Annotated in this window: 22 protein-coding genes and 1 riboswitch; of the genes, 6 read left to right on the forward strand and 16 right to left on the reverse strand. The window is 72.5% G+C overall.

Features of this window, described 5'->3' with window-relative positions:
- Positions 1-33: 33 nt before the first annotated feature.
- The 3 genes from C9F11_RS07160 to C9F11_RS07170 form a co-directional block, all read right to left on the reverse strand.
- Positions 34-1,023, reverse strand: coding sequence for an EamA family transporter (locus tag C9F11_RS07160; protein WP_138958453.1), 990 nt, complete (start codon positions 1,021-1,023; stop codon positions 34-36).
- Between the two features lie 285 nt (positions 1,024-1,308).
- Complete coding sequence (locus tag C9F11_RS07165) at positions 1,309-2,325, reverse strand: EamA family transporter (protein ID WP_138958454.1); 1,017 nt, start codon at positions 2,323-2,325, stop codon at positions 1,309-1,311.
- Positions 2,326-2,436: 111 nt separating this feature from the next.
- Positions 2,437-2,979, reverse strand: a complete 543-nt coding sequence (locus C9F11_RS07170) for a Clp protease N-terminal domain-containing protein (protein WP_171075661.1) — start codon at positions 2,977-2,979, stop codon at positions 2,437-2,439.
- A gap of 198 nt (positions 2,980-3,177) precedes the next feature.
- On the opposite strand from C9F11_RS07170, the gene C9F11_RS07175 reads away from it, so the two are divergent.
- Positions 3,178-3,366, forward strand: a complete 189-nt coding sequence (locus C9F11_RS07175) for a hypothetical protein (RefSeq protein ID WP_138958456.1) — start codon at positions 3,178-3,180, stop codon at positions 3,364-3,366.
- A 59-nt stretch (positions 3,367-3,425) separates the two neighbouring features.
- Here the strand turns inward: C9F11_RS07175 and C9F11_RS07180 are convergent, their stop codons facing one another.
- Entirely contained in the window at positions 3,426-4,217 is a 792-nt protein-coding gene (locus C9F11_RS07180) for a putative protein N(5)-glutamine methyltransferase (protein WP_138958457.1), read from the reverse strand.
- A gap of 159 nt (positions 4,218-4,376) precedes the next feature.
- On the opposite strand from C9F11_RS07180, the gene C9F11_RS07185 reads away from it, so the two are divergent.
- On the forward strand, positions 4,377-4,805 hold the full coding sequence (locus tag C9F11_RS07185; RefSeq protein ID WP_138958458.1) for an SRPBCC family protein: 429 nt from the start codon (positions 4,377-4,379) through the stop codon (positions 4,803-4,805).
- 144 nt (positions 4,806-4,949) lie between these two features.
- On the opposite strand, the gene C9F11_RS07190 is transcribed toward C9F11_RS07185, so the two are convergent.
- On the reverse strand, positions 4,950-5,594 hold the full coding sequence (locus tag C9F11_RS07190; protein ID WP_138966199.1) for a PadR family transcriptional regulator: 645 nt from the start codon (positions 5,592-5,594) through the stop codon (positions 4,950-4,952).
- Positions 5,595-5,867: 273 nt separating this feature from the next.
- On the opposite strand from C9F11_RS07190, the gene C9F11_RS07195 reads away from it, so the two are divergent.
- Positions 5,868-6,695 (forward strand): PhzF family phenazine biosynthesis protein, encoded by an 828-nt coding sequence (locus C9F11_RS07195; RefSeq protein ID WP_138958459.1) that lies wholly within the window; start codon positions 5,868-5,870, stop codon positions 6,693-6,695.
- An 81-nt stretch (positions 6,696-6,776) separates the two neighbouring features.
- Here C9F11_RS07195 and C9F11_RS07200 read toward each other — a convergent pair whose 3' ends face one another.
- The gene (locus C9F11_RS07200; protein ID WP_138958460.1) at positions 6,777-7,577 is read right to left on the reverse strand and encodes a type II CAAX endopeptidase family protein; all 801 of its coding nucleotides are present in this window, start codon (positions 7,575-7,577) and stop codon (positions 6,777-6,779) included.
- 206 nt (positions 7,578-7,783) lie between these two features.
- Positions 7,784-9,304 (reverse strand): glutamate--cysteine ligase, encoded by a 1,521-nt coding sequence (locus tag C9F11_RS07205; protein WP_138958461.1) that lies wholly within the window; start codon positions 9,302-9,304, stop codon positions 7,784-7,786.
- A gap of 534 nt (positions 9,305-9,838) precedes the next feature.
- On the opposite strand from C9F11_RS07205, the gene C9F11_RS07210 reads away from it, so the two are divergent.
- Both C9F11_RS07210 and C9F11_RS07215 read left to right on the forward strand, forming a co-directional pair.
- Complete coding sequence (locus C9F11_RS07210) at positions 9,839-10,435, forward strand: hypothetical protein (protein WP_138958462.1); 597 nt, start codon at positions 9,839-9,841, stop codon at positions 10,433-10,435.
- A gap of 321 nt (positions 10,436-10,756) precedes the next feature.
- The gene (locus C9F11_RS07215) at positions 10,757-10,963 is read left to right on the forward strand and encodes a DUF5999 family protein (RefSeq protein WP_275940270.1); all 207 of its coding nucleotides are present in this window, start codon (positions 10,757-10,759) and stop codon (positions 10,961-10,963) included.
- Positions 10,964-11,140: 177 nt separating this feature from the next.
- Here the strand turns inward: C9F11_RS07215 and gcvP are convergent, their stop codons facing one another.
- Complete coding sequence (gcvP, locus tag C9F11_RS07220; protein WP_138958464.1) at positions 11,141-14,029, reverse strand: aminomethyl-transferring glycine dehydrogenase; 2,889 nt, start codon at positions 14,027-14,029, stop codon at positions 11,141-11,143.
- 186 nt (positions 14,030-14,215) lie between these two features.
- Positions 14,216-14,313: riboswitch (glycine riboswitch) on the reverse strand.
- Between the two features lie 135 nt (positions 14,314-14,448).
- On the opposite strand from gcvP, the gene C9F11_RS07225 reads away from it, so the two are divergent.
- Positions 14,449-14,874, forward strand: coding sequence for a PRC-barrel domain-containing protein (locus C9F11_RS07225; RefSeq protein ID WP_171075662.1), 426 nt, complete (start codon positions 14,449-14,451; stop codon positions 14,872-14,874).
- A gap of 180 nt (positions 14,875-15,054) precedes the next feature.
- On the opposite strand, the gene C9F11_RS07230 is transcribed toward C9F11_RS07225, so the two are convergent.
- From C9F11_RS07230 to C9F11_RS07265, 8 genes are all read right to left on the reverse strand, one after another.
- The gene (locus C9F11_RS07230; protein ID WP_138958466.1) at positions 15,055-16,605 is read right to left on the reverse strand and encodes a DNA polymerase IV; all 1,551 of its coding nucleotides are present in this window, start codon (positions 16,603-16,605) and stop codon (positions 15,055-15,057) included.
- 242 nt (positions 16,606-16,847) lie between these two features.
- On the reverse strand, positions 16,848-17,486 hold the full coding sequence (locus tag C9F11_RS07235) for a MerR family transcriptional regulator (protein WP_138958467.1): 639 nt from the start codon (positions 17,484-17,486) through the stop codon (positions 16,848-16,850).
- Positions 17,487-17,748: 262 nt separating this feature from the next.
- On the reverse strand, positions 17,749-18,222 hold the full coding sequence (locus C9F11_RS07240) for a bifunctional nuclease family protein (protein ID WP_028797289.1): 474 nt from the start codon (positions 18,220-18,222) through the stop codon (positions 17,749-17,751).
- A 53-nt stretch (positions 18,223-18,275) separates the two neighbouring features.
- Positions 18,276-19,019, reverse strand: coding sequence for a MerR family transcriptional regulator (locus tag C9F11_RS07245; protein WP_138958468.1), 744 nt, complete (start codon positions 19,017-19,019; stop codon positions 18,276-18,278).
- 42 nt (positions 19,020-19,061) lie between these two features.
- Positions 19,062-20,009, reverse strand: coding sequence for an FHA domain-containing protein (locus C9F11_RS07250; RefSeq protein ID WP_138958469.1), 948 nt, complete (start codon positions 20,007-20,009; stop codon positions 19,062-19,064).
- A gap of 82 nt (positions 20,010-20,091) precedes the next feature.
- Positions 20,092-20,952: a DUF881 domain-containing protein gene (locus C9F11_RS07255; protein ID WP_138958470.1), complete on the reverse strand. Its 861-nt coding sequence runs from the start codon at positions 20,950-20,952 to the stop codon at positions 20,092-20,094.
- 5 nt (positions 20,953-20,957) lie between these two features.
- Positions 20,958-21,290, reverse strand: a complete 333-nt coding sequence (locus C9F11_RS07260) for a small basic family protein (RefSeq protein WP_003988855.1) — start codon at positions 21,288-21,290, stop codon at positions 20,958-20,960.
- The gene (locus C9F11_RS07265; RefSeq protein ID WP_138958471.1) at positions 21,287-22,186 is read right to left on the reverse strand and encodes a DUF881 domain-containing protein; all 900 of its coding nucleotides are present in this window, start codon (positions 22,184-22,186) and stop codon (positions 21,287-21,289) included. Before C9F11_RS07265 ends, C9F11_RS07260 begins: the two co-directional genes overlap by 4 nt.
- Between the last annotated feature and the right edge of the window lie 41 nt (positions 22,187-22,227).

Raw genomic sequence — 22,227 nt, forward strand, 5'->3', positions numbered from 1 at the left:
GCGGGACGGTGCGCCCCGCCCGCCGGACGGTCCCTAGGCCGTCGCCTCCGCGCGGCGCGCGCGGGCCGCGGCGCGCGCCTCCGCCGCGGCGAGGCCCGTGACGGCCGCGAGCATCAGGAGGGTGCCCGCGACGGTGGCGGCGTTCAGCTCCTCACCGAGCAGGGCGACGGCGATGACCGCCGCGCTCACCGGCTCCAGGAGCATGATCACGGAGACGGTGGCGGAGCGGACGACGGCCGCCCCGGCGAAGTACAGCGCGTACGCGAGGGCCGTCGGCACGGCGGCGATGTACAGCAGGCAGCCGAGCACGCGGGTGGCGTCGGCGGCGTGCGGCCACAGCCCCTCGGCCACGGCGAACGGCAGCAAGGTCAGCGACACCACCGCGAACGACCACACCGTGGTGCTGGACGCGTCGCCCTCGCCGGTCCGCCCCCACCACCGGGTCAGGAGCGTCATGACGGCGTACCCGGCGGCGGACGCCAGGGCGAAGACGACGCCCCAGGGGCGCACGGCCGACTCGCCGCCGCCCACGAAGAGGACGCCGAGCCCGGCGAGCGCTCCGCCCACCGCGCACAGACCGCCGACGCCGAGGCGCTCCCCCATGGCCAGGCGGGCGCCGAGCGCGATGAGCACCGGACCGGCCCCGAGCGTGACGACCGTGCCGACGGCGAGCCCGGTGGCCTCCACGGCGGCGAAGTACGCGGTCTGGAACACGGTCAGGGCCAGGCCGATCGCGGTGACGCGCAGGGCCCTGCGGCGCAGCGGCGGCCGCGCGGCCTCGCGCGCGCCGCCGCGCGGCCGCACCAGGCGCGCGGCGAGCAGCAGCAGGAACCCTCCGGCGCAGCGCCAGAAGGACAGGGTGACGGGCCCCATGTCACCGGCCGAGAAGACCAGCGAGGCGGCGGCACCGGCGGTGCCCCAGGCGGCTCCGGCGATGCTCAGATAGACGAGGCCGCGGCCCACGGAGAGCCGGGGCAGGGCGGTGGGGGCGACGGGGGTCGCGTCCGTGGACGCGGGGGACATGCTGGACACGCTCGACACGTGGAATCTCCGCAGCGGTTCGGGAAGGAGACCGCGTCACGGCCGGGCGTGGCGACGATGGGTGCCCGTGGGCACCCGGCTCACCAGGGGCCGCCCGCAAGACAGAAGGGGCGACATCCGCACGGGCCGCGAGGACGCAGGTCTGGGACTGTCGTCTGCGGGCAGCACCGTTCGGCCCGGCCGACGGCCGGGCGTGATCCGTGAAGGGCCCGCGCTCAGGCGGCCGGAGGCGGAAGAACGAGTGCTCGTGCGTGCATGATCGGCACCCTATGCGCCGGTCCCGTTCGGGGACAACTGCTGTTCGGATCGCGGGACGGCGCCCGCGGCCGCGCCGGACGACGGCTTCCGCGGCGCCGACGACTGGGCGATGAACGCGCCCACGAGGACGAGGGCGCCCCCGGCGAGCTGCGGCGCCGAGAGCCGCTCCCCCAGCAGGACCCAGGCGAGCACGGTGGCGACGACCGCTTCGAGACAGGCCACGACCCCCGCGACCGGCGGCGAGAGGCGGCGCACCGAAAGGACTCCGGTGACGTACGCGACGACCGTGGCGAGCAGCACGATCCAGCCGATGAGCACCCAGGCGGGCACGCGCGAGCCGTCCATGTCGGCGGCCCGGCCGAGCACGCCCCAGTCCATGCCCCAAGGGCGTGCGACGACCGTGAGCACGGCCGCGCCGACGAGCAGGCCGTACGCGATGACGCCGAGCGGGTCCGGGGCGTCGTCGCCCGCGTCACTGCCCTGGTCGGAGAGGACGAAGTAGCCGACCTGGCAGCAGGCGGCGGCGAGCGCGAGCAGCAGCCCGAGCGCGTCGAAGCTCAGCCCCGCCCAGATCTCGACGACGCAGGCGAGCCCGCCGACGGCGAGCACCACACCGAGCGCCGCCGCCCGCGTCACGGGCCTGCGCTGCACGAACCGCACCCAGCCGAGGACGAGCGCGGGCGCGAGGTACTCCACGAGCAGGGCCACACCGACCGGGATGCGCGAGATCGAGGCGAAGTAACAGGCCTGCACACCGGCGACGGCGAGCAGTCCGAACCCGGCGAGCAGCACGGGCCTGCGGCGCACGAGCGCCCGGTGCCGCCAGGCCACGGGCAGCATCACGAGCGCGGCGCCCGCGACCCGCAGCCACACCACGTGCAACGAGTCGAGCCCCGCTTCGATCAGCGGTTTGGCCGCCACTCCCGAGCCGCCGAAGGCGACCGCCGACACCAGGGCGAGGCCGAGGCCGAGCCCTCTGCCGCCGTCCGCCGCCGCGCCCCGACGCTTCTCCTGAGTCCCACGCACCGGCACATGATGACAGCCGGGGTCATGACCGTCACGCCTGATGACCACTGTCTCAATCGGCGGACGCCTGCCGCGTGCGGTGTGCGCCGGTCGCGGCCGGCGCGCGGGCCGTCACACGACGGGCTCGCGCTCCGCGTCGCCGTCGCTCTCGAGCCGGGCGAGCAGCGCGTCGGCGTCGACGCCCGCGCGCCGCAGCACCTCGACGGCCCGGCACTCCCGGTCGGCGGCGAGGGCGGCGAGCACGTCGACGCCGTGGGCCCGCGGCTCGCCGCGCAGCACGGCACGCTCGTGCGCCGCCTCCATGGCTCCGGCGGCGGCGGGCGAGAGAACCGTTTCCTTGGCGGACGGCACGACCGGCACGGCCCCGGAGTCCTCGACGGTGCCCTGCCACTGGAGGCCGTAGCCGATGCTGCGCTGGACGAGATAGCCGAGCAGCCGCGCGATCTGCGGCCCGCCGTCGAAGACCGCCCGCACCTGGGGCTCGTACTCGAGGAGCGAGTGCAGCAGATGCGCCGTGTCGACCTGCCGGTCCCCGTCCCGTACGGCCCGCCTGCGCGCGCCGGACACCACCGAGGCCAGCGCCGCGCTCAGACGGGGATCGACGTCGGTTCGGGTCGGGCCGGGTTCGGCGCCCTGGGGGGTACGGCTTTGCACACCTCCCACCCCATCAGCCCCCGGCGCTCCCGGCATCGGCGGCGGGAAGCATTTCCGCGTCCCGCGCAAGTTGGGCACTGCCGGGCGGGTTGTCCTCCTTAGGGATGACTTTCCGCTGTTTCCGCTGGTGGGGCGCGCGCTGCTGTGCTTCGCGCCGGGTGCGCAACCAGTTCGCTCCGGCGCTCGTCTGTCTGTGGCATGGAGAGCAGGTGCTGGCTGGTCACCCTGCCAGCGGTCGACGGCCGACTGTACGTGTACCGCGTGTACGCGCCGGAGGACGCCCTGCCCGCCGACCTGTTCTGGGACGCCTGGCACTGCCACGACGAAGGCCCCTTCCCCCGGGCCTGCGACCTCTTCGACGCGGCCGAGATACAGCACGTCGGCTGACCCGGGCCGGGGTCCGACCGGCGCCTTCGGCCGCACCGGGGCGACCGGGCACGGGTCCCCTACGCGGGGCGCCTGCCGGTCACCACCGTGGCGTACAGCTCCTCGTCCCTGACGACGCGCGGTACGAGGCCCGCGTCCGTGACGGCCTCGACCGCCGAGGCCACCTGGCGCTCGCTCGTCTCGAACAGCAGGGATCCGCCCGGCGCCAGCCAGCGCACCGCGTCCGCCGTCACCCGCCGCAGCACGTCGAGCCCGTCGGCGCCGCCGTCGAGCGCGACGCGCGCCTCGTGCTCGCGGGCCTCGACGGGCAGCAGGGCGACCTCGTCGGACGGCACGTACGGCACGTTGGCCAGCAGGACGTCGGTCCGGCCGCGGAGCCCGGTGGGCAGCGCCTCGTACAGATCGCCCTCGTAGACCCGGCCTCCGGCACCGCTCACGTTGCGGCGCGCGCAGGCCACGGCCGCCGGGTCGATGTCGGCGGCGTGCAGTTCGGCCCGGCCGAGCGCGGCCGCGACCGCGGCCCCCAGGGCGCCGGACCCGCAGCACAGGTCGACGACGACGGCACCGGGCGCGGCGAGCGCGGCCGCCTCGCGGACGAGGGCCTCGGTGCGCCTGCGCGGCACGAAGACCCCGGCGTCCACGGCGATGCGCAGGCCCGCGAACTCGGCCCAGCCCACGACGTGTTCCAGCGGCAGGCCGCTCGCCCGCCGCGCCACCATGGCGTCGAGTTCCTCGGGGCTCGCGGCGGCGGCCGCGAGCAGTTCCGCCTCCTCCTCGGCGAACACACAGCCCGCAGCGCGCAGCCGCGCCACGACGGCGGCGGAAGCCGGGGGGCGGGTGGATGCTGGCATGCGGGGGCCTTCCGACAGGGCGGGGAGGTGGGTCGGCCAGCCTATCCGCCCGCCACGGACGGCCGGTTCGGCCGTCTTGAATGTTGTGGACCCGGGGGCTACTTTCCGCGACACCGTCGCTGCGCCCGCCGCAGCGCCCGACGAGAAGGGGTGGTCGCAGTGCCCGCAGTCAGCGCGGAGGCACGGATCGAGGCACCAGCGGAGAAGGTCTGGGCGCAGCTCACCGATCTGTCCCAGTACGGCAAGTGGAACGCGACGCACACCGGCTTTCCACAGGGCCCGCCCGCCTCGCTGGAAGTGGGCGGAACGTTCACGGAGAACATGAAGCTGATGGGCTTCCCCGCCGAGGTCGCCTGGACGGTCGTGGACCTGGAGCCCGGCCGCACGTTCGCGATCAAGGGCAAGGGCCCCATGGGCGTCACGGTCGGCACCCGCTACACGGTGGAGCCGGACGGCGGGGCGACGACGGTGCGCGCCAACGGCGAGTTCAGCGGCGCGGCGGTCTCGATGATGGCGGGCAAACTCAGGGACTCGGTGACGGCGGCGCTCAACGAGTCGCTGCGGAAGCTGGGCGACCTGGTGACGTGAGCGCGCGGCCCGCACCGCTCACAACGCCACCGGCGGGCGGGCCCGCGGCACCCGGGCGTGGAAAGCGGCGGGACGAGGAAGGCGCCCCGCACAGCTCGTGCGGGGCGCCCGGACGGCCGCGCGCAGGGCACGGTCCTCGCCGCCTCAGTCCTCATCGGCGAGGATCAGATACAGCTTCTTGCGCGCGTCGTTGATGACGGTCAGGGCCTTCTCGCGCTGCTCCTTGGACCCGGTCTTCCAGACCTGGCCGAACGCCTCCATCAGACCGAATCCGGCCTGCCGGATCTCGGTCAGGGCCTCCCAGTCGACCCCGCGCCCGGCCTCTTCCCAGGGCGCGTCCGTGCCCTCGTCGGCCGCGGCGCGGCCGGACTCGGTGAGCGAGAAGAGCTTCTTGCCGCCCTCGCTCTCACTGACGATCAGGCCCTCGTCCTCCAGGAGCTGGAGGGTCGGGTAGACGGAGCCGGGGCTGGGCTTCCACGCCCCGCCGCTGCGCTCGGCGATCTCCTGGATCATCTCGTAGCCGTGCATGGACCGGTCCTTCAGGAGGGCCAGGATGGAGGCGCGTACGTCGCCGCGCCGGGCGCGGCCGCGGGGACCGCCCCGCCCGCCGCGTCCGCCCCAGGGACCGGGGCCCCCGAAGCCGGGCCCGAAGGGGCCGAACGCTCCGCGCCGCCCTTCGAAGCCGCCGCCGAAGCCGCCGCTGAAGCCGCCGCGCCCCTCGGGGCCGGGGCCGAAGGGACCGCGTCCGCGACCGCGCTGGTGCTCGTGTTCAAAACCGTGGGAACGCATGTCGATCATTCCTTTCCTCGCTCCTTCACTTCGCCGCTCATCCGCTGATCAGCGACATCGCCGATCAGTGCTGCCACCCATCAGTGACATCGTTGATCAGTCGCGATGCCTCAACGATATATCGGAACTGTTCGGCTGGCAAATCCCCTGCCGTCACGCACCCACCGACACGGCCCGCACCCATGACCAAAAACCACCCCGCACCACCAAGCAGAGCCAGTTTCAGTGGATTGGCCTTACCGAAGGCCCTCACTGGCCCCCTACGGTCGCCCCATGACGACATCCCCACGGAAGCGCATCCGCATCGTCGACGCCTTCGCCGAGCGCCCCTTCACCGGCAACCCGGCGGGCGTCCTGCTGCTCGACTCGTTCCCGGACGACGTCTGGCTCCAGCACGTGGCCACCGAGGTCAACCACGCCGAGACCGCCTTCGCACACCCCCTGCCGCCGGGCGGCGACGCCGACTGGGCCCTGCGCTGGTTCACGCCCGCCACCGAGGTCGACCTGTGCGGCCACGCCACCCTGGCCCTCGCCCACGTCCTGCACACCACGGGCACGGCGCGGGGCACGGTGCGGTTCGCCACCCGGGCCGGGGTGCTCGTCTCCACCAGCCACGCGGACGGCACGCTCACGCTGGACTTCCCGACGGCCCCGCTCACAGCGACCGCTGCCCCGGACGGCATCGCCGAAGCGCTCGGCGCCGAGCCGCTCGCCGTGTACGACACCGGGCCGCACACCGGCGACCTGCTGGTCGAGCTGGCCGACGAGAAGACGCTCCGCTCCCTCGCCCCCGACCACCGGGCCCTGGCCCGGCACTCCGAGCGGGGCATCATCGCGACCGCGCTCGCCGAGGACCCCGCCCGCGGCTACGACTTCGTCTCGCGCGGCTTCTTCCCGCGCGTGGGCATCGACGAGGACCCGGTCACGGGCAGCGCGCACACCGCCCTCGCGCCCTTCTGGTCCGCGCGCCTCGGCCGCACCGACCTGACGGGTCTGCAGGCCTCGCCCCGCTCCGGCCTGGTCCGCACCGATCTGCGCGGCGACCGCACCCTGCTGACCGGCCGCGCGGTCACCGTCATCGAGGGCGACCTGCTGGCCTGACGCGCGAGCGCCCGCCGCGTCGGCTCACGCGGCGGGCGCTCGGCACGGCCCGGGGCGGCGGCCGGCCGCCGCCCCGGCACGTCACGCGGTGGGCAGCCACCCCACCTTCCCGGCGAGCAGCGCGTAACCGACGAACGCCCCGATGTCCAGGAGCGAGTGCGCCACGACCAGCGGCCCGACCCGGCCCCACCGGCGGTAGAGCAGGACGAAGACCACACCCATCGCCATGTTGCCGACGAACCCGCCGATGCCCTGGTACAGGTGGTACGAGCCGCGCAACACCGAGCTCGCCCCGAGGGCGGCCATCGGCGACCACCCCAACTGGTCGAGCCTGCGCAGCAGATAGCCGACGACGATCACTTCCTCGAGGATCGAGTTCTGCAGCGCCGACAGGACGAGCACCGGATACTTCCACCACACGTCCGGCAGGTCCTCCGGCACCACCGTCAGATTGAAGCCGAGGCCACGGGCCGCCAGATAGAAGGCGATGCCCGTGGAGCCGATCACCGCCGCCACCGCGGCCCCCCGGCCGAGGTCCGGCCACGGCCGCGTCCGGTCGAAGCCGAGCACCCGCAGGCCCGAGCCCTCCCGCAGCAGGAAGTGGGCCACGAGGGCGACCGGCACCAGGGCGGTGGTGATGCCGAACAGCTGCCACGCGAGGTCCAGCCAGGGCCGCCCCGGGGCCGCCGAGGAGTTGAGGGTCGCCGCCTGGTCCTTGAGCCCGCCCGGCTTGGTGACCGAGCCGATGAAACTGATGAGCGCGGACACGCCGCTCGCGCCGAGCGACAGGGCGAGGACGAGCAGCGTCTCGTCGCGCAAGGACCGCCGCGACGGCTTCGCCTCCGGAAGGACACCAGCCGTCGGCCCCGGCTCCGCTCGCACTTCTGCCTCCACTGCGTGATCCCGCCTCGTCGCTCACCGCACCGCACCGCACCGCCGCACCGATCGGTACGAGGCCGCGCCTGGTCGTCAAGCTTGCCCGATGACCGCCGGGGGCGGTCGGCCGACCCGCGCTCACGAGATCACGCGCGCCACGCGGCGCGCCCGGGGCCCGCACCTCCACCGGGGCCCCGGCGCGCCGCGGCGCGTCACCGCACCGGCAGCGCCGGCTCCGGAAGGCCCACGGGCCAGGTGTGCACCGGCTCCCCCGCGTGCATCAGCTCGCAGTACCTGCGCGTGGTGGCCGCGAGGGCCGCGTCGCGCTCCAGGCCGCGCTCCAGGGCCCGGTGGTACGTCGCCGCCTGCCAGGACGCGCCGTTGACCCGCCGCCTGCACCGCTCCTCGATCACACCCAGGTACAGATCGCGATCGGCGGGCTCCACGCCCCACGCGTCGAGACCGGCCCCGGCCAGCGGCAGCAGTTCGTCGCGTACGAGATCGACGGCCGCCACCTGCGCGAGGCCGCCGTACCGCCCGCGCCGCGGCCACTCCAGGGACGCCTCGATGCCGTGGCGGCACGCGGTGTCGAAGTTCCGGGCCGCCGTCTCGAAGGGCAGCCTGCTCCACACGGGCCGCGCCTCCTCGGCGAGCGCGCGCACCACCCCGTAGTAGAAGGCGGCGTTGGCGATGACGTCCGTGACGGTCGGGCCCGCGGGCAGCACCCGGTTCTCCACGCGCAGGTGCGGCACTCCGTCGGCGATGCCGTACACGGGGCGGTTCCAGCGGTACACCGTGCCGTTGTGCAGCGTCAGTTCGCCCAGCTGCGGCACCCCGCCGTCGTCGAGCACGCGCTGCGGGTCCTCGTGGTCGCACAGCGGGATCAGCGCCGGGAAGTAGCGCACGTTCTCCTCGAAGAGGTCGTACGCGCTGCTGACCCAGCGCTCCCCGAACCAGCTGCGCGGCCGCACTCCCTGCGCCTGGAGCTCGGGCGGCCGCGTGTCCGTGGACTGCAGGAACAGCGGCGGCCGCGACTCGCGCCACAGCTCGCGCCCGAACAGGAACGGCGCGTTGGCGCCCACCGCGACCTGGGCGGCCGCGATCGACTGCGCCGCGTTCCACACGTCGGCGAACTTGCCCGGCGTGACCTGGAGGTGCAGCTGCACCGACGTGCACGCGGCCTCGGGCGCGATGGACGCCGACGAACACCGCAGCCGCTCCACGCCCTCGATGTCCAGGGCGAAGTCCTCGCCGCGGGCCGCCACCATCTGGTCGTTGAGCAGCGCGTAGCGGTCGTCCTCGGAGAGGTTCGCGGACACCAGGTCCGCGCGGCTCAGGGTCGGCAGAATGCCGATCATCACGATGCCCGCGTCCACCTCGTTCGCTTTCCGGTGGGCGTAGGCGAGCGCCGTGCGCAACTCCTCGGCGAGCTGGTCGAGAACACGGCCGCCGAGCCGGTGCGGGGCAATGTTCACTTCCAGATTGAACATTCCGAGTTCGGTCTGGAAATCCCGGCTCGCGATGCGCCTGAGAACTTCCGCATTCATCATTCTCGGCGTGCCGTCGGGCCCCGCGAGATTCAGCTCTATCTCCAGGCCCAACAGGTTCTTGGGCCGGTCGAAGCGCCGCTCGTCGAGCATCCGCCCGAGCGCGGCGAGGCACTGCCGGTGCTTGATCCGGTACAGCTGGCGATCGGACAGGTCGTACGATCCCGCCTCGACCTTTTCCCCCATCGAAGTGTCCCTCCTCCGGATGGGCAGCCAACGACCCGGCCGCTGTGTACGGGGGATGATGCCCCGACGATGTGATCCATAACGCCCCGCGCGAGCCCCTGGACCGGTAGGCTCCAGAATGTGCCGTGCGGCACATTCACGGGGCATGAGACGGGCGTGGGACGAGCAAGGGGCGGACAGGGGACGCGATGTCGCTTTCCGTTCCTCCGGTTGTGGTGAAAAAACCGACGAGAATCAGCCGACCGCGGCCGCGATAAATCCCGAGGTCACACACCCGGACACGATCCGGAATCAGGAGAAATCCCCCGGAAGAGCGACCGAATGACGACTTGCCCGGCATATGAGGAACAGCTAGCCGAAACACTTCCTGAACACGTGTCGTATAAACTCCCGGGTTGAGGCAGAGAGTTGGCGCTCGCGGTCCCCCGCCCCCCGGGGCCCCTGCCCCCGCCCCCTCTGGCCCCGAGCAGACAGCGCCGTCCGCACCTGCCCCCCGCTCCACTTGTGCCTGTCGAATAAGAGAGGCGACCCACCATGCCGCTGCATGTTCCCCCGGCTCCCGCGCCCGCACTGCGCAGCGTCCTCGCGGCCCTCAGCTCTCCCACCGCCGTCCGCGAGGCCCGTACCCCGTCCCTGCGCACCGCCCAAGGGCCCGTGAGCCCGGATGTCCCGCTGCCCGTGCACGAGTTGGACCACACGGCGACGGAGCCCGCACCGGGAACCGGAGCGGCCACCAAGCTCACCGGCTGGCGCTTCCTGATCCGCTGCGGCGAGCGCGCGGTGGCCGCGGCGGAGACGATGCTCACCCCCGACGGCTGGGCGTTCTCGCACTTCTGCGAGGGCCCGTACATCGCGTCCGCCGAGCGCGCGCTGCGCCACGCCGAGGCCATGCCGCAGCTCTACCAGCCGCGCCTGCTGTCCGTACCGGAGCTCTACATGCTCACCCTGTGGCTGCACGCCGACCGCACGGCGGACGCCGCGGGCGGGCCGCTCGCCCCCACCGACATCCTGGTGCCGCTCGCCCCGGCGCCCCCCGGCATCGCCGCCCACCGGCCGCACCGCGCCGCCGACCTCCTCCCGGTGCTCATCCACCGCCTGGCCCCGGCCCCGCTGCTCGGCTCGCCCGCCTGAGCCCGGCGCGATTCCGTTTGCGTGCCCCGCCGCCCCCTGGGCCGCGGGGCACGCCCCTGCCCGGATTGCCCATCCGGACTAGCCCACTTCGGCCACGCCGAACCACCCGAAGGGACAGGGGAGTTGGGCTGAACCGTCCGGGCGGGTGATACGTCCTTAAGGCAGTAGGGAGCACTGCCGCAAAATCCCTGCGGAATCACGGCCGTGGGGCAACACTGGACTGGACCGACCAACCAACGGGGGAACGGGGGCGGCATGACCAACGCATCGAGCCGCAGCACAGACGCGACAACCACCACTTCGCAACGAAAGAACCCTTCCATGTGCCAGCACCAGCCGCCGTGCCCGACAGCCGAATCCGCCGACCGGGAGGCCGCGCTCCTCATCGCGCACCACCCGGAGCAGGGCTGGAGCCTGCTGTGCAACGGTGTCCTGCTCTTCGAGGACACCGGTGAGCTGCTGCCGAACGGCGAGATCATCGCGCCGCACCGGCCGCTGGGCACCCATCAGGTGATGACGGCCGCCTGAGCCGTCCGCACGGAAGCGGAGCACCACCGATAGTCCGGAGAACAAGCAGACAGTCCAGTAAGAACCGCAGGGCCGGCCCGGAAGACGCGAAGTCCTCCGCACCGGCCCTGACTCGTGCCCGGGTCACACGGCCTGCCGCCCGGGCCCCTCGGCCGTCGGGATCAGCCCGCCCGCGGTTCAGTCCTCGTACGCGTCCAGCGGCGGGCAGGAGCAGACCAGGTTGCGGTCGCCGTACGCCTGGTCGATGCGGCGCACCGGCGGCCAGTACTTGTCCGCGGTCGACACACCGGCGGGGAAGACGGCCTCGGCACGGCTGTAGCCGTGCTCCCACTCGCCGCCGAGGGCGGCCGCCGTGTGCGGCGCGTTCCGCAGCGGGTTGTCCTCCGCGGTCCACTCGCCGTTCGCGACCTTCTCGATCTCCCCGCGGATGGCGATCATCGCCTCGCAGAACCGGTCGATCTCGACCAGGTCCTCGCTCTCCGTCGGCTCGATCATCAGCGTGCCCGCGACCGGGAAGGACATGGTCGGCGCGTGGAAGCCGTAGTCGATGAGGCGCTTGGCGATGTCGTCCACGCTCACGCCCGTGGCCTTGCTCAGCGGCCGCAGGTCGATGATGCACTCGTGCGCGACGAGCCCGCCCGGGCCGGTGTAGAGCACCGGGAAGTGCGGCTCCAGGCGCTTGGCGATGTAGTTCGCCGAGAGCACGGCCACCTGCGTGGCGCGCTTGAGGCCCTCGCCGCCCATGAGCCGGACGTACGACCAGGAGATCGGCAGGATGCCCGCCGAGCCCCACGGTGCGGCGGAGATCGGGCCGACACCGGTCTCGGGACCGGCCGCGGGCTGCAGCGGGTGGTTCGGCAGGTACGGCGCGAGGTGCTCGCGCACCGCGACCGGGCCGACGCCGGGGCCACCGCCGCCGTGCGGGATGCAGAAGGTCTTGTGCAGGTTCAGGTGCGAGACGTCGCCGCCGAAGTGGCCCGGCTTGGCGAGGCCCACCAGGGCGTTGAGGTTGGCGCCGTCGACGTACACCTGGCCGCCCGCCTCGTGCACGGCCGCGCAGATGTCGGCGACGTGCTCCTCGAACACGCCGTGCGTGGACGGGTACGTGATCATCAGCACGGCCAGCTCGGCGCGGTGCTTCTCGATCTTGGCGCGCAGGTCCTCGACGTCGATCTCGCCGTCGTCGGCGGTCTTCACCACGACGACCTTCATCCCGGCCATGACGGCGCTCGCGGCGTTGGTGCCGTGCGCGGAGGACGGGATGAGGCAGACGGTGCGCTGGTCGTCGCCGTTGGCGCGGTGGTAGCCGCGCACCGCGAGCAGACCGGCCAGCTCGCCCTGGGAGCCCGCGTTCGGCTGGAGGGAGACCTTGTCGTAGCCGGTGACCTCGGCGAGGCGTTCCTCCAGCTCGCGGATCAGGGTCAGATAGCCCTGCGCCTGCTGGGCGGGCACGAAGGGGTGCAGCTGCCCGAACTCCGGCCAGGTGACGGGCTCCATCTCCGTGGTCGCGTTGAGCTTCATCGTGCAGGAGCCCAGCGGGATCATGCCGCGGTCGAGCGCGTAGTCACGGTCGGCGAGCCGGCGCAGGTAACGCAGCATCGCGGTCTCGGAGCGGTGCTGGTGGAAGACCGGGTGGGTCAGGTACGCGTCGGTGCGCAGCAGCCCGGCGGGCAGCGTGTCCTCGACGCTCGCGTCCAGGGCCTCGACGTCGGCCTCGACGCCGAACGCCGTCCACAGCGCGGAGAGCTGGGCGCGCGTGGTGGTCTCGTCGCAGGCGAACGACACGTGATCGGCGTCGACCGGGTGGATGTTGACCCCGCCCTCGCGCGCGGCGGCGACCACGTCGGCGGCCTTGCCGGGCACGCGCGCGGTCAGCGTGTCGAAGTACGCGCCGTGCACGATCTCGACGCCGCCGGCCTTGAGGCCCTCGGCGAGCAGCGTGGCGTAGCGGTGGGTGCGCCGGGCGATCGTCTTCAGGCCCTCGGGGCCGTGGTAGACCGCGTACATCCCGGCCATGACGGCGAGCAGCACCTGGGCGGTACAGATGTTACTGGTCGCCTTCTCGCGGCGGATGTGCTGCTCGCGGGTCTGCAGGGCGAGGCGGTAGGCCTTGTTGCCGTCGGCGTCGACGGAGACGCCGACCAGGCGTCCGGGCAGGTTGCGGGCGAACTTCTCGTGCACCGCCATGTAGCCCGCGTGCGGACCGCCGAAGCCCATCGGCACGCCGAAGCGCTGCGTGGTGCCGACCGCGATGTCCGCGCCGAGTTCGCCGGGCGAGGTGAGCAGCGTGAGCGCGAGCAGGTCGGCGGCGACGGTGACGATCGCGCCCAGGCCGTGGGCCTGCTCGATGACCGGCTTGATGTCGCGCACGGCACCGGAGGCCCCGGGGTACTGGATCAGTACGCCGTTGATCTCGCGCTCGGCGAGGTCGGCGGGGATGCCGTCGCTGAGGTCCGTGACGACGACCTCGACACCGGTCGGCTCGGCCCGGGTCTGGATCACGGCGATGGTCTGCGGCAGCACGTCGGCGTCGACGACGAACACGCCGTTCTTGACCTTGCCGACGCGCCGGGAGAGGGCCATGGCCTCGGCGGCCGCGGTGCCCTCGTCGAGCAGCGAGGCGCCGGAGGTGGGCAGCCCCGTCAGCTCGGCGACGACGGTCTGGAAGTTGAGGAGCGCCTCGAGGCGGCCCTGGGAGATCTCCGGCTGGTACGGCGTGTACGCGGTGTACCAGGAGGGGTTCTCCATCACGTTCCGCAGGATCACGGGCGGCGTGAACGTGCCGTAGTAGCCGAGCCCGATCATGGAGTCGAGCACCTGGTTGCGGTCCGCCAGGGAGCGCAGCTCGGCCAGGACCTCGGCCTCGGTGCGCGCACCGGGCAGCTCGAGGGCCTCGGCGTTCTTGATCACATCCGGCACGGCGGCGGCCGTGAGCTCGTCCAGGGAGCCGTAGCCGACCTGGGCGAGCATCTTGGCGCGGGCTTCCGCGTCGGGCCCGATGTGCCGCTGCTCGAAGGGGATTCCCTGCTCGAGCTGCGAGAGCGGAGTGCGAGGGGTGGCTGTCATTGCGGAGGCCTCCTGGTCTGACACGACCTGCGAGGGGCACCACGGCGCGGGTACCCGGACGGCCTCCCCCTCTGTCATCTCAACCTGAGAGCTTCACAGGACCGCCGGAGCGGCTCTGCTTTCACCGTCGGTGAGGAAGGGTTCCGGGCGTGCCCGCCCGACGCCCGCCCTGCTTTCCAGAGTGGCCTCGTCCGTGCGGTACAGGGGCCTGAGAGATTCCGGGGAGGAGTTGCTCCTTCGGCGCCTCCGGTGCTGCCACCGAAGAGCTCTCCCGCACGGGGTCAACAGCCGCTTGCCAGCCTACCAGCGCGGTCCGTGGCCGATCCCTCGAGTGGCCGCCCGTCCCGATGTGCTCTTTCGTAGGTATGACGACCGAAAAACGGATGAGCCCGGATGACTTGCGACCAAGTGGAGGGAACGTGCAGACAGATATCGATCCCCGCAATCTGATCGGCCGCAAGGCGTTCGACCGCGACGGAACCAAGATCGGCACGGTCGACGAGATCTATCTCGACGACGCCACGGGCGCCCCGGAGTGGGCGGCCATACGCACCGGTCTGTTCAGCCGTGACGCGTTCGTCCCGCTGGAGCCCAGCGAGCTGGTCCAGGACGGCACCCTGCGCGTGCCCTTCGAGCGCGCCCTGATCAAGGACGCCCCCGACTTCGGCGTGGGCCGCCACCTCTCCCCCGAGCAGGAGCTCCAGCTCTACCGCCACTACGGCCTGGACGTGACGCCACCGCCCCCGCCGGACCACGACTTCGGCCGCCGGGCGGACCGGGTGAACCGAGCGGACGGGGTGGATGGGGCGGATGGGGCGGGCGGCGTGGAGGGGGCGGGCGCCTGACCGCCACGCAGCCGACAGCCCCGCCACACCAGCCTCACTCCGCGGCACCATTCAGACCCGCCGCACCACCCACACCACCCACACCACCCACACCACCCACACCACCCACACCACCCGCACCACCCGCACCCGAGGGTGCCTCCCCGGGGGCCTGCCGGGGCGGCGCTTACCCGAGGATGCCTACCCGGCCCCCTCCACCATCGGCAGCGCCCCTCCCTCCCCGTCCGAGGTCTCCCGCCCCACCGAAGCGGCCTCCGGGGTCTCCTGGGTCTCCTGGCCCACCGGCTCCCCCTCCGCGTCCTCCCGCTGCGCCGAAGCCCCCGCGTCCGCCACCACCAGAGGCAGCGGATCCGAAGGCTCCAGCTCCGGGTCGTCCGTGCGGAACGTCCGCACCCGCCCCGGCACCGAATCCGGGGTCTCGAACCGCACGGTCACCCGCCCCAGCCCGCTGCCCTGCACCCATCCGGGCCCGTACACCGCGTGCCGGACGTCGTGCCCCGCGGGCCACCGCCGCTCGGCGGGCACCACCGGCTCCCCGACCGCGTCGCCCGGCCCGGACGCCGCGTCCGGCCCGCCCTCCTCGGCCACGGCGGCCACCGGGACGGCCGCCGCTTCCTCCTCCTCGGCCCCGGGCGCCAGGGACTCGGTCTGCAGCACCGCGTGGGCCTGCGCGAACAGGTCCTCCTGCGTGAAGTCCGCGAGGCCGCTCACCCCGACGCCGAGCAGCCGCACCCCGCCCGTGGTGTCCACGGACTCCAGGAGCCGCGCTGCCGCCTCCCGCACCACGGCCGGATCATCCGTCGGCCCCCGCAGCGTCTCGGAGCGGGTCAGCGTCGAGAAGTCGAATCGTCGCACCTTCAGGACGATGGTCCGCCCGGAGTGCCCGGCCGCCCGCAGCCGCTGCACGCACCGGTCGGCGAGCCGCGCCACCTCCATCCGCACCCGCACCCGGTCGTGGATGTCCACGTCGTACGTGTCCTCGACGCTGACCGACTTGGTGTCCCGCTCGGCCACCACGGGCCGCTCGTCCCGGGCCAGCGCCATCGCGTACAGCGCCCCGCCGTGCGCCTTGCCCAGGAGCCGCACCAGCTCGTCCTCCCCGGCCTCGGCGAGCTCCTCCACGGTGGCGATACCGGCCCGCCGCAGATGGTCCCCGGTCGCGGGGCCCACCCCGGGCAGCACCCGCACCGGCATCGGCCCGAGCAGCGCCCGCTCCGTGCCGGGAACTATCAGGACGAGGCCGTCGGGCTTGGCCTCCTCCGAGGCGATCTTCGCCAGCATCTTGGACACGGCCAGGCCCACGGACCCGGTGAGCCCGGTCACCCGCAGGATGTCCGCCCGCAACCGCTCCCCCACGGCCCGCGCGGACGCCTCGTCGTCGGCGACGCCGCCCGCCTCCAGGTCCACGAAGGCCTCGTCGAGGCTCAGCGGCTCCACGAGCGGCGACAGCTGCCGCAGCAACCCCATGACCTGCTCGCTGACCTCCCGGTACAGGCCGAAGCGGGGCACGAGGTACGCGGCGTTCGGCGCGAGGCGCCGCGCCTGCCCCATCGGCATCGCCGAGTGCACCCCGAACCGCCGGGCCTCGTACGACGCGGTCGCGACCACGCCCCGCGGCCCGAGGCCGCCGACCACGACGGCCTTGCCGCGCAGGCTCGGCTTCGCGGCCTGCTCGGCGGACGCGTAGAAGGCATCCATGTCGAGATGCAGGATCGTCGGCGCGGTTCTCACGCCCCTGATGCTGCCCTACGCCACTGACAATGCCCGTGACCAGCGGCGACGGACGAGTCAGCGAGGACGTACGACGGCAGGCCGGACCTTTTGACTACGGGGAAGCCGGAGTTTTCGGCCACGGGCCGGACCAGCGGACGGCACGCGCAGGCGCCCACCAAGGGCGCGTACGGCCCTGTGCGCGCCTCAGGCGCGCAAAAGGAGGTGGAAGGGCGCAGCGCCTCCGCTCGCCCCGCAGAGCCTCACACAGCGCGATTGCGGCGCTGCGCCAGCTCGTCCCCCGGGTGGTTCCCGACGAGGGTCTCCCCCGTGTCGACGCGCTCTCCGTGCAGCTGCGACAGCGCCGCCTCGACGTCGCGCCAGACGACGCCGACGGCGATCCCGAAGACGCCCTGACCTCCCTGGAGCAGCTCGTGCACCTCGCTGGGCGACGTGCACTCGTACACCGTCGCGCCGTCGCTCATCAGCGTCGTGCGCTCCAGGTCCCGGAAGCCGCTGTCCCGCAGGTGCTGGACCGTGGTGCGGATGTTCTGCAACGACACACCGGTGTCGAGGAAGCGCTTCACGATCTTCAGGACGACGACGTCGCGGAAGCTGTAGAGCCGCTGCGTCCCGGAGCCGCCCGCGGCGCGCACGCTGGGCTCGACGAGACCGGTGCGCGCCCAGTAGTCGAGCTGGCGGTAGGTGATGCCCGCGGCCGCGCACGCCGTCGGGCCCCGGTAGCCGATCTGTTCCTTGTCGCCCTGCTGCGCCTGGCCTTCCGGTCCGGACGGGCTGCCGCTACCGTGAACCGGCACCGGGCGCCTCAACGAGGGTTCGGCCGAGCCACCGTGCAGCGGATACGAACCGCCCACCGCTGTACCGTCGCCGCTGCTTCTCACGCCGACCTCCGTCCTTGACCTGCCTTCTCGACGGTAGGCAGTCGCCAGGGGCTCGTCAACGATCGCCACACTCGCCACGCCGAGTGATAATCACCCTGCGAGTGGTTTCCCGTACCGCCCTGCGGGGAAAGGCTAGCCGAATGCTCCGGAGCGGGCCCCTCGGCCGCCCCTCGCAGGGTCTCTCAGCCGTCCGTCCGCCACGGTCGGCGCCCGGCCCGCTCCCTGCGGGCCGCGCCTCCCCCGCGCAGCGGATTCCGGCCTGTCACTGGCTGCTGGTGCCGAAGTCCTCGGGCGAGATCTGGTCGAGGAACTCGCGGAACTTCTCCACCTCGTCCTCCTGCTCGTCCGGGATCGCGATGCCCGCGTCGTCGAGCACGCCGTCGCTGCCGAAGATCGGCGTCCCGGTGCGCAGCGCCAGCGCTATGGCGTCCGAGGGACGGGCGCTCACCTCGACCCCGCTGGCGAAGACCAGCTCGGCGTAGAACACGCCTTCCCTCAAGTCGGTGATGCGCACTTCGGTGAGCTCCTGACCGACGGCCTCCAACACGTCCTTGAACAGGTCGTGGGTCAGCGGCCGTGCGGGCGCCATGCCCTGCTGTGCGAAGGCGATGGCGGTCGCCTCCCCTGGTCCGATCCAGATGGGGAGGTACCGGTCGCCTCCCACTTCACGCAGGAGCACGATCGGCTGGTTGGAGGGCATTTCGACCCGGACACCTACGACGTCGAGCTCGTTCACACAGCAACCCTAGGACGTGCCCGGCGGGTTTGGGTAGTCGGGCTCCCGCCGAGTCAGCGCGGCCGCACGCCCAGCGCGCTGTGCACGAGGGCCGTGTGCAGCCGTCCCGCAAGGCCCGCGAGCTCTTTCGTACGTGCTTCCGCATGGGCCCTGGTCTGCGGATTGCGGTGCCTGCGCAGCGGCGCCACGACCTGGTCGACGAGCGCGGCGTCCCGCTCCGCCGCGGCCTTCATGGCACGCAGATGCCGCGGCTCGATACCGAACCGCCCCAGCTCGACGACGAGCGCGGCCACGGTCACGGCGTCCGCGTCATAGCTGCCGTCCGGCAGCGCGGCGATCAGGCCGTACGTCTCCCAGTCGGCCAGTTGCCCCTCGTCGGCCTCCACGGCGGCGAGCAGGGCCTCGCGCCCCACCCGGGCGGCGGTGCGCTCGTCCTGCGCTTCGGTGTCGCCGTCGGCGCCCCCGTCGCGCTGCTGCCCGACCGAGGGCAGCGTGACCTGCTCGCCCCGCTCCATCGCGTCCAGATGCTCGCGGATGACCTTCAGCGGCAGATAGTGGTCACGCTGCATCCGCAGGACGTGCGCCAGGCGCTCGACGTCCTCGGGGCTGAATTTGCGGTATCCGGACGGCGTGCGCTGCGGTTCGATGAGGCCCTCGGACTCCAAGAACCTGATCTTGGAGATGGTGACCTCGGGAAACTCGTCACGCAGCACGTTCAGCACGGCGCCGATGCTCATCAGCCGGTGTTCCGCAGCGGCGGTGCCGTGACCGGCACCGCCCCTCGGTGTGTGCAGCATGGACCTTCCTCGGGATTCCCCCGGACGGTGTCCGGGGGAGTGTCAGATGCCCCGCTGGCTCGCGTAGAAGACCAGCCGGTACTTGCCGATCTGCACCTCGTCGCCGTTGGACAGGGCGACGGAGTCGATCCGCTCCCGGTTCACGTACGTGCCGTTGAGGCTGCCGACGTCGGCGACGGTGAAGCTGCCGTCCGCGGCGCGACGGAACTCCACGTGGCGGCGCGACACGGTCACGTCGTCCAGGAAGATGTCGCTCTGCGGGTGACGGCCCGCCGTCGTCAGGTCGCCGTCCAGCAGGAAGCGGCTGCCCGAGTTCGGACCGCGCCGGACCACGAGGAGCGCCGAGCCGAGCGGCAGGGCGTCCACGGCCGCCTGGGCCTCGGGCGACAGCGCCGGGGACGGCGTCTGGCCCGTGGTCTCGGCGTCGTAGGCCTCAAGACCGGAGATGGAGATCGTCGAAGTGGTTTCGGACGGGCGCTCGCTCACCGCTCCGGGCCGCAGCGGCGCGCCGCAGTTGGAACAGAACCGGCTCGCCTGCGCATTGCGGTTACCGCACCTCTGACACACCAGGGCCGACATGGACGGATCCTCCTGCCGCGGCTGCCCCGCTGGGGCATGGGACGCGTACGGGTCGGAAAACCCTCCACCCGTACCTGAGGTCGACGGATCCCCGAAACCTATGCGGCCGGAAGTAGCAGGGTCAACAGACGACGCGCCCTGTCCGCCCGAAATGTCACCACCCGGACCAGCCACCTGGTCCCGGAACAGCGGGCGCTCGCCCACCTGGGTCTCCGGCACGTCTCCCTGGCGCGGCGCACGATGACGCGCGTCCTCACGCGCACTCTTGCCGAACAACTTCGCAAACAACTTCACGGGCGATTCCCCTTGACCGAAACAGACCCGCCCGTGGGGCAGGACGAACCCTGACTGCACACACCGGCGTGCATCGCCAACACGGACATCTTCACAACGTCCGTATCCGCCAAACAGTTTCCACCACGCACCCCGTCCCGGGTGCGCCGACCCCCCGCAACCTCATGCCCTGGACCGGAAGCCCGCATGCACCCCCGCCTCACTGGGAGGACGACCGAGCGTAGTCAGGCCGCTTCGCCGGTCGCAAGGCGTCCACGACGATCTTCTCCGTACGTGCGACAACGACTGTGGCCTGCTCCTTCTCCAGAGTCTGCACCACCCCTCCGGGGATGTTCAGCGCAGGCTCCAGGTCCTGGGGCTTGCCGATGACCTTGAAGCGGTACGGCTCGGCGACCTTCTGGCCGTCCACCCGCACACCGCCGCCCGCCGCGTCCGACAGATGGGTGCTGGCCACCACCCGTACGTCATTGACCTGGATGGCCTCGGCGCCGGCGGCGCGCAGCTCCTGGATGGCGTCGAGCAGCATGTGTGCCTCCACCGTCCCCTTCTTGTCGTCGATCGTCAGCGTGATGCCCGGCCCCTGCGCGGCCACCGTGCCCGCCAGGATGCCGAGTTGCCGTTCCCTCTCGGCGGTCTGTTTGCGGGCCTCCTCGGCCTGGTCCGAGCTGCTCTCGAGACCGGTGCGCTGTTCTTCGAGGCGCCGCTTCTCATCTTCCAGACGCTGAGTTCGGTCATCCAGTTCATCCAGGATGCGAACAAGATCTTCTTGTCGCGCCCCGCGCAGCGCGTCACTGCTGTCGTTGGTCGACCGCACCTGGATGGCCAGGCCCAGGCCCAGCACGAAGAGCAGCAGGGCCACGATGAGTTGAGCGCGTGTCAGCCGCGGCGGCCACAGCCCCTGCACGAGCCGCTGGCGGCCGGTCACCGGCGCGGGGCCCGCCCCGTCGCCCGCCGCCGCGGCACCGGCCCTGCCGGGCGTCGGCGGGACCTCGGGAGGCAGTTCCCTGCGGCGGCCGTCGTCGGGCGTGTCGTCCCCGTTCGCGGGGTTCGTCGAGCTCATCGGCATCACGCCCGGAAGACGTGGCGGCGGATGGCCGCGGCGTTGGAGAAGATGCGGATCCCGAGGACCACGACGACGCCCGTCGACAGCTGGGCACCCACGCCCAGCTTGTCGCCCAGGAAGACGATCAGCGCGGCCACCACCACGTTGGACAGGAACGACACCACGAAGACCTTGTCGTCGAAGATCCCGTCGAGCATCGCCCGCAGGCCTCCGAACACCGCGTCGAGCGCCGCCACCACGGCGATCGGAAGATAAGGCTCCACCACCGCGGGAACCTCGGGCCGGACCAACAGTCCGGCCACGACTCCCACGACGAGGCCCAGTACGGCGATCACGATGTGCCCTTTCCTGCCTTCGGCTCTGCTGTACGTACGGTCACACTGGGCGCTGCCGGCAGCCGGAGGTCGTCGGCCACGGAGATGTTGGTCCGGATGCCGAAGTTCTCCTGCAGAGCATGCAGATACTGACCGTCGGGGCTGTTCTGGAACCTGGTGCTCAACTGTTGCCCCTGGCCCACCGCCAGCACCGTATACGGCGGCACCAGCGGCTTGTTGTCGACCAGTATCGCGTCACCGGCCGCCCTGATCGCCGACAGCGCGGTCAGCCGCTGGTCGTTGATGGCGATCGCCTCGGCGCCGGACTGCCACAGACCGTTGACGACGCGCTGCATGTCGCGGTCACGCACCCGGCCCGTGTCGGAGAACCCGGCGCTGTCCCGGGGCCCGCCGCCGCCCTGGTCGGCCTGCTTCTTGTCGTTGACGACGAGCCGCACGCCCGGCCCCCGCACGGGCGTGGCGCCGGACAGCAGCGACACCAACTCGGCCCGGCCACCGCCGTGTTTCCGCAGCGCGGCCCGCTGCCGCGCGCTCACGTCGTTGCGCAGGTCGTCGACCTCGTCCTCCAGGTCGTCCGCGTCCGCCGTGGCCGACTCGACCCGGTCGATCAGCTCGGCGCGCTCCTTGGCGAGCACGGGCGCCGCTATGCGCGCCTGGGCGGCGCCGACGGTCACGACGAGCGCGGCCAGGACGAGCCCCGCCGCCAGCCCCAGCTTCGCCCGGAGGGTCTTCGGCACTCCTCCGGTGCCGGATTCCCTCTTGCGGGCGGCGGCCTCGGCGTATCCCTCGTCCAGGCTGTGGTCCATGACGGTGGTGAGCAGCGACATGGAGGCGTCCGGGCGCGAAGGGCGCGAGACGGTGCTCCGAACGGGGGGCTGCTGCGGCATGCCGCACATCGTCGCACGTCGCGGGCGCTACCTCCGAATGGCCCCACCGG

The sequence above is a fragment of the Streptomyces sp. YIM 121038 genome (assembly GCF_006088715.1).
Lineage (GTDB): Bacteria > Actinomycetota > Actinomycetes > Streptomycetales > Streptomycetaceae > Streptomyces.

What these genes read in the sequence shown, in the direction of transcription:
- C9F11_RS07160 (WP_138958453.1), bottom strand. Translation starts at nt 1,023, where the DNA reads ATGTCCCCCGCGTCCACGGACGCGACCCCCGTCGCCCCCACCGCCCTG.
- C9F11_RS07175 (WP_138958456.1), top strand. Translation starts at nt 3,178, where the DNA reads ATGGAGAGCAGGTGCTGGCTGGTCACCCTGCCAGCGGTCGACGGCCGA.
- C9F11_RS07180 (WP_138958457.1), bottom strand. Translation starts at nt 4,217, where the DNA reads ATGCCAGCATCCACCCGCCCCCCGGCTTCCGCCGCCGTCGTGGCGCGG.
- C9F11_RS07190 (WP_138966199.1), bottom strand. Translation starts at nt 5,594, where the DNA reads ATGCGTTCCCACGGTTTTGAACACGAGCACCAGCGCGGTCGCGGACGC.
- C9F11_RS07195 (WP_138958459.1), top strand. Translation starts at nt 5,868, where the DNA reads ATGACGACATCCCCACGGAAGCGCATCCGCATCGTCGACGCCTTCGCC.
- C9F11_RS07205 (WP_138958461.1), bottom strand. Translation starts at nt 9,304, where the DNA reads ATGGGGGAAAAGGTCGAGGCGGGATCGTACGACCTGTCCGATCGCCAG.
- C9F11_RS07210 (WP_138958462.1), top strand. Translation starts at nt 9,839, where the DNA reads ATGCCGCTGCATGTTCCCCCGGCTCCCGCGCCCGCACTGCGCAGCGTC.
- C9F11_RS07215 (WP_275940270.1), top strand. Translation starts at nt 10,757, where the DNA reads ATGTGCCAGCACCAGCCGCCGTGCCCGACAGCCGAATCCGCCGACCGG.
- gcvP (WP_138958464.1), bottom strand. Translation starts at nt 14,029, where the DNA reads ATGACAGCCACCCCTCGCACTCCGCTCTCGCAGCTCGAGCAGGGAATC.
- C9F11_RS07245 (WP_138958468.1), bottom strand. Translation starts at nt 19,019, where the DNA reads ATGCTGCACACACCGAGGGGCGGTGCCGGTCACGGCACCGCCGCTGCG.
- C9F11_RS07255 (WP_138958470.1), bottom strand. Translation starts at nt 20,952, where the DNA reads ATGAGCTCGACGAACCCCGCGAACGGGGACGACACGCCCGACGACGGC.
- C9F11_RS07265 (WP_138958471.1), bottom strand. Translation starts at nt 22,186, where the DNA reads ATGTGCGGCATGCCGCAGCAGCCCCCCGTTCGGAGCACCGTCTCGCGC.